The sequence below is a fragment of the Streptomyces sp. NPDC059832 genome (genome assembly GCF_042731715.1).
Classification (GTDB): domain Bacteria; phylum Actinomycetota; class Actinomycetes; order Streptomycetales; family Streptomycetaceae; genus Streptomyces.
Map to the genome: position 1 here is coordinate 1 of NZ_JBHWIY010000077.1, position 9907 is coordinate 9907.

At 67.5% G+C, this 9907-nt stretch carries 9 protein-coding genes and 1 pseudogene; 3 read left to right on the forward strand and 7 right to left on the reverse strand.

The window, feature by feature from the left end; all coding sequences use genetic code 11:
• Nucleotides 1–79 precede the first annotated feature (79 nt).
• Nucleotides 80–341 (forward strand): annotated as a pseudogene (locus ACFV8T_RS44790) (ISAzo13 family transposase); the annotation flags it as partial.
• Here the strand turns inward: ACFV8T_RS44790 and ACFV8T_RS44795 are convergent.
• The 4 genes from ACFV8T_RS44795 to ACFV8T_RS44810 form a co-directional block, all read right to left on the reverse strand.
• On the reverse strand, nucleotides 307–429 hold the full coding sequence (locus tag ACFV8T_RS44795; protein WP_385339503.1) for a hypothetical protein: 123 nt from the start codon (nucleotides 427–429) through the stop codon (nucleotides 307–309). The pseudogene ACFV8T_RS44790 and the gene ACFV8T_RS44795 sit on opposite strands and share 35 nt — an antisense overlap.
• A 59-nt stretch (nucleotides 430–488) precedes the next feature.
• A complete protein-coding gene (locus tag ACFV8T_RS44800) occupies nucleotides 489–1250 on the reverse strand; it encodes a DUF4097 family beta strand repeat-containing protein (protein ID WP_385339484.1) in 762 nt (253 codons plus the stop codon).
• A gap of 172 nt (nucleotides 1251–1422) precedes the next feature.
• The gene (locus ACFV8T_RS44805; RefSeq protein ID WP_385339496.1) at nucleotides 1423–2760 is read right to left on the reverse strand and encodes an FtsX-like permease family protein; all 1338 of its coding nucleotides are present in this window, start codon (nucleotides 2758–2760) and stop codon (nucleotides 1423–1425) included.
• Nucleotides 2760–3485, reverse strand: a complete 726-nt coding sequence (locus tag ACFV8T_RS44810; protein ID WP_385339487.1) for an ABC transporter ATP-binding protein — start codon at nucleotides 3483–3485, stop codon at nucleotides 2760–2762. The genes ACFV8T_RS44805 and ACFV8T_RS44810 overlap by 1 nt, the downstream gene beginning before the upstream one ends.
• A 162-nt stretch (nucleotides 3486–3647) precedes the next feature.
• Here ACFV8T_RS44810 and ACFV8T_RS44815 point away from each other — a divergent pair, with 162 nt between their 5' ends.
• Together ACFV8T_RS44815 and ACFV8T_RS44820 are read left to right on the forward strand one after the other, a co-directional pair.
• On the forward strand, nucleotides 3648–4820 hold the full coding sequence (locus tag ACFV8T_RS44815; RefSeq protein ID WP_385339490.1) for a sensor histidine kinase: 1173 nt from the start codon (nucleotides 3648–3650) through the stop codon (nucleotides 4818–4820).
• Between the two features lie 36 nt (nucleotides 4821–4856).
• Nucleotides 4857–5522, forward strand: coding sequence for a response regulator transcription factor (locus tag ACFV8T_RS44820; protein WP_351267950.1), 666 nt, complete (start codon nucleotides 4857–4859; stop codon nucleotides 5520–5522).
• Between the two features lie 716 nt (nucleotides 5523–6238).
• Here ACFV8T_RS44820 and ACFV8T_RS44825 read toward each other — a convergent pair.
• From ACFV8T_RS44825 to ACFV8T_RS44835, 3 genes are all read right to left on the reverse strand, one after another.
• The gene (locus tag ACFV8T_RS44825; RefSeq protein ID WP_385339498.1) at nucleotides 6239–7225 is read right to left on the reverse strand and encodes a TniB family NTP-binding protein; all 987 of its coding nucleotides are present in this window, start codon (nucleotides 7223–7225) and stop codon (nucleotides 6239–6241) included.
• A 113-nt stretch (nucleotides 7226–7338) separates the two neighbouring features.
• Nucleotides 7339–8235, reverse strand: a complete 897-nt coding sequence (locus ACFV8T_RS44830) for a hypothetical protein (RefSeq protein WP_385339501.1) — start codon at nucleotides 8233–8235, stop codon at nucleotides 7339–7341.
• Nucleotides 8236–8396: 161 nt separating this feature from the next.
• Complete coding sequence (locus ACFV8T_RS44835; protein WP_385339493.1) at nucleotides 8397–9647, reverse strand: DNA-binding protein; 1251 nt, start codon at nucleotides 9645–9647, stop codon at nucleotides 8397–8399.
• Between the last annotated feature and the right edge of the window lie 260 nt (nucleotides 9648–9907).

Genomic DNA, 9907 nt, shown 5'->3' on the forward strand with positions numbered 1-9907 from the left:
GCCCGAATACATCCAGTATTCGGGCGTCCCTCCGCCTTGCGATGCACCGCATCCGACGCCGCACGCCGACCCACCAGGGATTACGGGACAGCCCTTAGACAAGCGACAACGTCGCTTTTTGAAAGGAGCGGAAGCCTGGTCCCTCGGTCACGGCGGGACCAGAGCGGCCGCCGGTGTCCGTGAAGCCGCTGTGTCTGTCGGAATGAGGGAGCTCGACTCTGGAGAAGCCCCGCTGGGGCGCCCGCTGGCTCGGAGGTGGCCGCAAACGCGTGGCCGATCTGAACCCAGCCGTTCGAGAGGCGCTCCTCACGCTGGTCGAGCCACCAGTTCGACCCGGCCCGCCATGCTCCAGCCGCGCTCCGCCCAGTGCGGGTGCGAGCTGATCAGGCGGGACAGCCGGATCAGCAGGGCATCCAGCGAAACGATCACGTCCTGGAACGTCGCACGCCCCACTGACACCGCCCCAGGGATCATTTACGGTACAGCCATCAAGGCGCCTCCCTCTTGCCGATGACGATGTCTCCGTTACGGGTGTGAATCCTCACGGCATGGTCACTTGTGTCGTCTTTCATGACATCCACTGTGATGTCGCCCTTCTTGGCGGCCGTGTCGACTGCGTACGTCGCCTCCGGCAGGCCGAGCCGAACGTCGCCGTCCTGGCTTCGCACATCGACGAGGCCAGGTGCGGAGACGAAGTTCAGCTCGTTGTCGCCGTTCCGTGAGGCGACAGTGACCGACCTTGCGGAGATCCTGTCGCCCTCGATGGTTCCGTCGCGGCCTTCCAGATCCAGATGGGGCCCGCTGAGGTCCGACAACCGCATGTCGCCGGCTTTGGCCGAGAAATCTGCGGTGAAGCCCGTGGCTTCAACAAGACCCCTGTCGTTCTCGGCAGTGATCGCGACGTCGCGCGGTACCTTCACGGTGTACTTCGCACCGCAGTTGACGGAGAGACCCGTGCAGTCCAGCGAGAGCGTGAGAACGCCCCCTTCGAGCTTCCATCCGGATTCTATTTCGCCGCCTACTTTCGTACCGCTGACCTGCCGCGTCACCTGAACGCCCTTGACATCGGCGGCTACGAGTTCCAGGTCGGCGGAGTCGGACTTCACGGTCAGGCTGTCCCCACTGAAATCAAACATTTTCGATTCCACGACTGTGTTCGCCGGGGTACCGTCCGGGCTGCATCCCGTTGCTGCGACAGCGAGGATCGCGACGCCCCCGAGGGCGAGCACAGTGTGAGGCCTCATTCTCATTGATTCATTCCTTCATAATTCTGGACATGCAGGTGACGCATGCCGTTCATGGTGGTGGTTGGTTCGAAGGACGCGATCGCGTCGGTGGCGAGTTCGTTCCGTGGTGCCAGCAGGCAACCTGAATACCGGCCGGGGGATTCTGCTGTCGCAGCGGTACGGACGTCGCCCTGCTTCACGAGCGCAGAGCCCGGGCTGCGACCGTGCGCGACACACGGGCGGCTTGGAGGGCCAGAGCGAGGCAGGTGGTCACGAGCGTCACGCCGGCGAGCACGCCGAGAGTCGCCCAGGGGAGGCCGTCCAGAACCCGGACGACGCTGATCTCGGCGCCCACGGCGATAGTGGCACTCGTCACCGCGATGGCGATCACGCCGAAGACGATCGCCGTCCCCGCGTAGATCACTCCCTCATAGATCGTTGATCGGGTGACCACGCCTGGTCGCGCACCGGCGACCGTCACGATGGCGGAATCACGTGTGCGCTCCCGCCCGACCAGAGCGATCACAGCAAGGCCGCCGACCCAGGACACGACGAAGACCCAGCCCAGCACGACCAGGACATCGCCCAGCCCGGCGGTGCTTCCGGGCATGACGTTCCCCATGACCATGAAGAGTCCGACGAACGACAGGGAGAGGGCGAAGGGCAGCACCGTGGCGACGCTTCTCGCCGCGCGGGTGCGGCACGATTGCACGGCAAGGTGCCAGGCGACACCGCGCGAGGGCACGAGTGCGGTCCAGAACCTCATCAGAGGTGTGAGCACCCACGGCCCCATCAGCAGCAACAGGCAGATGAGAAAGAGGTCGCCGGCGAAAGCGAAGGCCGTCCGCTGTTCGACCCCGCCCTCGAGTTCGAGTCCCAGCCCGGGAATCCACATCCCGACCACACCGGCGAGGAGGCAGAGGGCGAGAACGCTGCGCGTGACGCCGGGCCGCGCCGGTGGATCGGAGAGGTCTCGGAACGCGCGCATCTCCGGTGTCTTGGCGGCACGGCGCGTGACTCCCCAGCCGCCGAGCAGACACGGAACCACCCCGGACAGCACGCTCGCCCCGACGTGCCAGAGGTGGAATCCGGCCGTGGCTCCGTGCAGGTCGAGTCCCGTGGTCGTCCACTGTGCGAGGGCGGTGCTTGCGACGAGAGGGGCCAGCGGTACTGCCAGCGCGCCGGCTGCAGCGCCGAGCACGACCAGTTCCGTGCGCAGAATGAATCTGATGCGATTGCGAGGGATCCCGAGGATCGCCCACAGGGCATGATCGCGTCGCTGGGTCGTCAAGGTCAGACCGACGGTGGATGCGACGATGCCCACGGCGGCAAGCACGGTGAAGAAGACGATGTTGCCGCCGAGCGCGATCGACGCGGAGACCATCCGCGCATCACCCGCCGCCCGCGCTGTCGAGACGGCGGTGAACATGGCGATGACCGAGCCCGCTGCGCATGCCGCACCGACCACTGCGCACAGGAACATCCACAACCACATGGACGCCTGCATCCGAATGTCCGACAGGACAAGTCGCATCACGACGCCTGCTCACCCGCTTCGTCCTCCGACTGCGCCGCGAGGACGGCATCGCTCACCGCGTGGGAGTCGCCACCAGGAATGACGGCGTGCACTTGCCCGGACCCCAGCACCACGACCTGGTCAGCACGTGCGGCCGCATGAGGGTCGTGTGTGACCATGAGGACCGTGGTTCCCTGCGCGGGAAGTGCCTGCAGCCAATCGAGCACGACGTGACCCGACTTGAGGTCGAGCGCGCCGGTCGGCTCGTCGGCGAAGACGATCCGCGGCTGATTCGCGACGACCCGGGCCACCGCTACGCGCTGGCGTTCACCTCCGGAGAGCCGGTCGGGGCGCCGCCGCGCGTGCTGGGCGATACCGAGCCTCGACATGGCGTCGCCGACCCTCGACCTGGGCACCCGATGGCCGGCGAGTCGCGCCGGCAGGGCGATGTTGTCCTCGACCGTCAGCGAGCCGACGAGGTTGTACTCCTGGAAGATGAATCCGACGTTCTCACTGCGGAATGCGGCCTGCTTGCGAGGGGGGAGCGACAGGACATCCGTTCCCAGGACCTCGATGGAACCCGCGGTCGCTTGCTCCAGACCAGCAATGCAGAGCAGAAGCGTCGACTTGCCCGACCCGGAGGGGCCGACGATGGCGGTCAGCCGGCCCTCGGGAATGTCCAGGTCGATATCGTGCAGGACGCGCGCCGTCTCGCGTCGACGGCCCGGAACGGGGAAGTCCATATGAAGGCCGCGCAAACGGATGCACGGCACGGAAGCAGCAGCTGAGATAGGCATGCATCGAGCTAAACAGGGCACGGCGGGAGCCACACGGGTGCCTGCACTGCTTAAAGGTAGACCTAGGTCTACCTTTTGCGCGATCCACAGTATGTGACAATGGCGGGCATGGCGCAGATTCGTATTGCCCGGAGGGTGCTGACGGAATGCATCGCGGCAATGGCTTTTCCGATTCTGCTGCTTTCCATTCTCGTTGCGCCGGTCTCGGCCCCGGTGGTGGCGGAGACGGACCGTTCGAGAGCCCGGTGGTGCGGCGTCGAGACGATGCCCCTGAAACCCTCTGACCACAGCTGGGCCCAGTGGGTGGCACCCCGGCTGCGTTCACGGTCAATGTGGCGCACCGACCTCCCGGTTTTCGTGACCGCCGTGCTCCTGTCCGCGCTGTCACTGCTGGTGGCCTTCTTCGGATTCATCAGCGCTGCCGCGTTGGTGTTCTCCCCCGTCTTCTGGCTCTTCGGCATCGCCGCGCAGGTCGGTCCATTCACCCCTGAATCCGTTAGGGAAACCCTCCTGGCGATGCCCGCAGGCATCGTTCTCGGCGCGGTCACCACTACCGTACTGACCGGCACATCATTTCTTCGCGACCTTCTCCTGCGCACCTTCTCCAGAAGCCGGGACCCGGATCTGCTCGCGAAACTGGAGGAGCTCCGGACCAGTCGGGCTTCGCTGACCGCGGCCTTCGAATTCGAGCGACAGCGCATCGAACGCGATCTGCACGACGGCGCCCAACAGGAACTCGTCGCCGTCGTCATGCGTCTCGGGATGCTGGAAGCCACGGCCACAGCCGCAGCCGCCGACCAGGAACGAATCGTGCGGCTGGCACGGCAGGCCCAGGCTCACGCGGAGCGCGCACTCGAACGGCTGAGGGACACGGTGCGCGACATCCATCCCCGTGAACTGAGCGACCTCGGCCTCATCGCCGCCGTCCGAGAGCTGGCCGCGCGATCACCTTTGCGGGTCGAATTGACCAGCACCGGCGATGACGCCCAGCTTTCGTCACCGACTGCGACCGCCGTATACTTCACGGTGTCCGAAGCCCTGACGAACATCTCGAAACACGCAGGTGTGGGAAGCGCTCGGATCGACCTACGATGCGCCACGACAGACGTACACGTGCGTGTGCACGACGATGGTGTCGGCGGTGCGAGAATCGACACGGGCTCCGGGCTCGCCGGACTGCGCGAAAGAATGCGAAGTGTCGGCGGGAATCTCGAAATTCTCAGCCCACCGGGTGGCGGGACGCTGGTTGTGGCGTCCGCTCCCAGCCAACCCCCATGGTGATAAATTGAAGCAGGACGTTCCCCGGGGAGGGGGGTCATGAGAATTGTTCTGGCAGATGACAGCGTGCTGATAAGGGCCGGCATCCGGGAAATCTTGACCTCCCACGCTCATGATGTCATCCGCGAATGCGAGGACGCCGACGAACTGGTTGCCGCAGTCGACGAGCTGGTGCATGCCGGAGCCGCCCCGAACATGGTGATCACGGATGTCCGCATGCCCCCCAAAAACACCGACGACGGACTGCGTGCCGCGATCGATCTGCGCTCCCGGCACCGGGACCTGCCGGTGTTGGTTCTCTCCGCCTACGTCACGGGCCCCTATGTGAGGGAGCTTCTGAACGGCCCGGGTGCCGACGGAGCCGTCGGGTACCTGCTCAAGGAGAAAGTGGGCAGAGTTGCCGACTTCCTGCGAGCTGTCGAGACGGTCTCCGCGGGTGGCGTCGTGATCGACCCCGAGGTTGTTCGCCACGTCACCCGCGCGGACTCGCCACAGGGGCCGCTTGCCCGGCTCACCGCTCGTGAAAGGGAAGTGCTCGCCCACATGGCCGAAGGGCGCTCCAACGCAGAAATAGCGACGGAGCTGTTTCTTTCCGGCGCTGCCGTGAGTAAGCATGTGGCGAACGTTTTCGTGAAGCTCGGCATGCCTCCCGACGAGGACAATCGGCGCGTCAAGGCCATTCTGACCTGGTTCGAATACAACTGAGGATTGGCCCCGGGCACCGTCCAGCAGCTCCCACAGCTCCGTGAGCCCCGCGCCGGTGCCGCAGGTCCTAGGAGCGCTCTCAACACGTTTCGGCCCCCGAATCCTGGTCCCTTCGGGGCCCCGTCGGACACTCCCAGCGACGACTCCCTCAGCGCCCGCCGGAAGGCGTCCAGGTGGATCGCCGGCCCCACCGGCACATCGACAAGCGCCGTCGCCAACCGCTCGGACGGGAACAGCGGCGCGTGCGGGTCGGACGGGTCGTCGGGGAACAGACCCCGGATCTCCTCGCCCTTGCCCTTCACCAGGAACCGCCCCCACTGCCCCTGGTCCCAGAACAACTCGCCCAGCCGGACCTGGCACAGCTCCGAGGCCCGCACACCGGAGAGGTACGCGGTCCGGCGGGTGCTCGGTGGACGCCACCATGCCCGCCTCGACAAGGAGTCTTTCGTCGCTAGCTCCTGAGTATCAGCCGAATGTGTTGTCGTTTCGGGGGGTGTAGTTGAGGTACGGGGCGGGGTGTGTGCTGGGGATATCCGGGATTCGTTGAGACTGTGTGAGCGCGGGTTCACGGGGGCGTAGGCCTGCTGGTCTGGGAATGTCTCTTCTTCGTTGAGATCACCTTGGCGTTCCTCAGATAGCGTCAACTCCTAAAGGTCCAGGTGTGTTTTCCCTGGTCACAGCCTTATACGTCGAGCGCTGGGCAGAAAAGAAGGGGGCTACCGGCGGGGTGCGCGGAACCCGTTCATGGCGGGGCGGTGGTGGGTTTCAGCTTGGTGGTCGATACGGATCTGGTCGAGGCTGGTCTTCGTGATGCGTTCGCTGCCGTCGAGGATGCTAGTGATCGCGGCTTGGCGGATCAGCCGGGTCAGGCTCCCGATCCTGCCTGCGGTCCTTTGGTGTAGATAGGCGGTGTGGCGGGGGAGTGTCCCGGCCCGGTGCGCACGGAGATCGAGTGCGGCTTCTACCCCCGCGATCAGTTCTCTGAAGGGTTCGCGTGTGCCGAGCCGTGCCGGGAACGCCCCGCATTCCACCAAGCTCGCGCGTGCGGCGAGTTGCGCCCCGCGGACCCCGGAGAACAGGGCAGTGGTGGTGACGTCGATGCCCGCGTACACGAACGTCGCCCCGATGCGTTCGGTGAGGTCTTTGAGCAGGTCGGTGGTTTCCGCGCCGGTGGTGGTGCGGGGGTTGAGCCGGTGGATCTCGTCGATGAGTACCAGACGCACGCCCGCATGGTTGTAGGTGTGGCAGACGGCGTCGGTGATCTGGGCCTGGGCCATGCGGGCGGTGACGGGGACGCCGAGGTAGCGGGCGAATTCGGCCGCGAGGCCTTTCGCGGTTGCCCCGGGCGGGACCAGCACGTACGCGACCGGCACCGCGGCATGCGTGGTCCCGGCTGGTGCCGGCTGGTTGTGGGTGTGGGCGAGGTGGCAGGCACGCCCGACGTGGAGCAGCGCGGTGGTCTTCCCGGCCGCCGCCGGCCCGGTGACGATCAGCGAGGGCCGGGCGGTGGTCTGCTGGTGCCGTCCCAGGATCATCAGGGTCCGCACGTTCGTGGTGAGGGTGTCGATGGCGGGGGTGCGGACGGTGACGAACGCGGAGTGATAGGCGAGGCGTTCCTCCACGCTCCGTTCCGGTTCCCCTGAGGTGGGAGGCTGCGGGGGAGGGGTGGTCGCGAAGCGCTGCCAGCCCTGCCAGGTCGTCACCGGCCATGCCCCGCCGGCATCATCGGCAGGCGTACCGTTCTCGCGTTCGCCCCGTCCACTCACGCCCGCCGTGCTCGCGACGACGCTGCCGGCTGTGTCCGAGGCATGCCGGCTCACCACTTGAGGGCCTCCTCCTGGGCGTCGTAGAGCCCGTACCCGGCCACCGGCACGGCCGGGCCGTCCACCGCCTGGTCTTCGCCCTCGGCGGTGTCTTCTCCGTCCCTGTCGAGGTCGTCGATGCTGTCCTCTCCCACGCCCGTGGCTGCCGAGTCCAGTTCCTGTACCTGAACCCCGGGCCGGGAGCGGGGTGGTGGGGGAGTACGGATGGTGGTGGTGCGGGCGAGGAGGTGCTGTTCCTGGGCGGTGGCCTGTCCTGCAAGGGCCCTGCGCATCAGCTGATCGAGGGCTTCGGCGAGGTCGGCTTCGGCACGCTCGGCGTCCGCGCCTGCACGGTGGGCGGTGGTGGTGCGCAGGTACTGCCAGGTGCGGTCGTTGAACGGCTGGTGGGCATGTTCCCGGTGGATCCACGGGATCTCGGTGAGGCCCAGCCCGGGAAGGCGCACCCAGATCTGGCGGACGTCGTGCGGGTTGGCATGGACTTCCCATTTCCCACCGCGGGCCGCCACGTTGGAGGGCTGCCCCCGGTGCGGGCCGAGGAGGTCGTGATCGTAGGTGCGGTGGTGCAGCCGGATGCCGTGCTCGGCCCCCCGCCCCCGCCCGTCCCGCCACAAAATCCGCACCGGCCGCCCCGCCAGGCCCACCACCTTGTAGTCGCGGTCCAGGACCATCAACTGCACCCGCATCGCCTGCGATCCCGACGCCACATGCCGGCCCGTGGTCGCCGACCACCACAAGCCTGGACCCCACCTGCGCCCCGGCACGACCGGGAACGCCGACACCGGATCCAGCTCCTCGAAAGCCACCGCCACAGCCGCGTCCGCCCACCGCTGCTGCACCACCTGCCCCACCGGATCGAGGAAGACGGCTTCGAACCCCGCCCCGACCGCAATGTCTCGCTGCCCGGCCGCCCTTTCAGGGTCGCCCACCACGCTCCTGCCGCTCACCCACCCCACCCCACCGGTGGTTCCACCGCGCCGCACACGTTTCGCGCGTTCTGATCACAGGTCACCGGCCCATGCGCTAGAGGCAACGACCGGACCACCCCCCGGCTCTACTCGTCGTTCGCACCCCGGTACGTCCCGAGGACTGCTACCACCTCCTCCTCGGACAGCCGCGCCCACCGGGCCACCTCGTCCACCCTCACCCCGGCGTTCACCGCGGCCACCATGACCCGCAGCAGCACCTGGTCGAGCAGATCCGTGCCACGACTCAAGCCCTCCAGCATGGACCGGGCCACCTCCGCGGTGGTGCCGACCTGCGCACCGCGCAACTGCTGCAGCTGCTCCTCGGCCTCCCCGAGGAGATTGGTGATCAAGAAGCGCTGCTCGGCGGGCACCACGGCCCGCCAGTTCGTCCCCGAGCCGGGCATCTTCTTCTCCCTGGCCAAGACCCGCAGCCCGGCGGCCATCGTCGACGGCTGGTGCTCCTGCCGCACCCACCACACGTTCTCCTCGAACCGCGCATACAGACCCTCCCGGCTTTCGGGATAACGACGCAGGCGGACAACCGCCCCCCTCCACGCGACCAGCGGACCCTCGTAATCGACCGCGATCAACGGCCCCAACCAAGGCCGTCCCACCCGCTCGCCGAGGCGACGGCAGAACGCCCCGCCCACCCCCAGCGGCCGCGGCCGTTCACCCCCGCTGTCCACCCACACCAGCTGCGCCATGACCGGATCCAGCAGCGCATTCGCGACCGCCACCACCTCCGGGAAGATCACCGCATCCCGCCCCACCACCCGCCACCACTCGAGATCACCTCCCGCGTCACCCCCGGCGACCAGGTGCAGGCGCCGTGGCCAGATCTCCTCCCGCTCCCACCCGTACGCCCCCTCCCACCACCGCGCCACCACCGCATAAGCCAGAGCGAACACCTCCCCAGACCCCACACCGGCCCGCACCGCACGACGCACCACACCCGCCCACCGCCGCTGCGCCGCGGCTACTTCCGGAAGACCCCGCAGATCGAGGTACTCGTGAGGCTGGTCGGCGTCCGCGTCCAGCAGCCACCGCCCGTGCCGGACACACACCCGCTCCCACCGCGGTGCGTACCGCACCACCCGCACCTGCGCCCCCGTACGCCGGGCCGTACACAGACGGCACCCGAACGCGACCGGCCCCACCACCGCACCCCCGACACGCCACACCGCCAACGGCTCCCCGCCCTCCCCGGCGGGGAACTTGGCATCCTCCCCTCCCCAGGACGGCAACGCCCGCCCCAGCACCTCCTGCCCCACCCCGCACAACCGGGCCAGAACCTCCCGACCAGCCGCGTTCAGCACCACCTCGCCATCCGCCCGCACACCCCCACCCTCATGCCGGGGCCGCGAACCACGCCACCGCCAGCACGACCACAGAGCCTTCGCCTCCATCCCGTAGGAGGCCGCGACACGGCCGATCAGCGACGACGTCATCTCCCTGGCAAGAGGAGCGACGCGAAAGACCCCAGGCACCACACCGCCGACATGTGTGAGGTTCGGGGAGAGGGCTCTGGGGTGTTCGGGTTTGCTTGTCAGTGATGAGGGGTTGTTTTTGTGCTGGTCAGTGGGTGTGTCGGCTGACT

Bases quoted from the DNA above. Each gene is read 5' to 3' on its own strand.
- ACFV8T_RS44800 (WP_385339484.1), bottom strand. From the start codon at position 1,250: ATGAGAATGAGGCCTCACACTGTGCTCGCCCTCGGGGGCGTCGCGATC.
- ACFV8T_RS44805 (WP_385339496.1), bottom strand. From the start codon at position 2,760: ATGCGACTTGTCCTGTCGGACATTCGGATGCAGGCGTCCATGTGGTTG.
- ACFV8T_RS44810 (WP_385339487.1), bottom strand. From the start codon at position 3,485: ATGGACTTCCCCGTTCCGGGCCGTCGACGCGAGACGGCGCGCGTCCTG.
- ACFV8T_RS44815 (WP_385339490.1), top strand. From the start codon at position 3,648: ATGGCGCAGATTCGTATTGCCCGGAGGGTGCTGACGGAATGCATCGCG.
- ACFV8T_RS44820 (WP_351267950.1), top strand. From the start codon at position 4,857: ATGAGAATTGTTCTGGCAGATGACAGCGTGCTGATAAGGGCCGGCATC.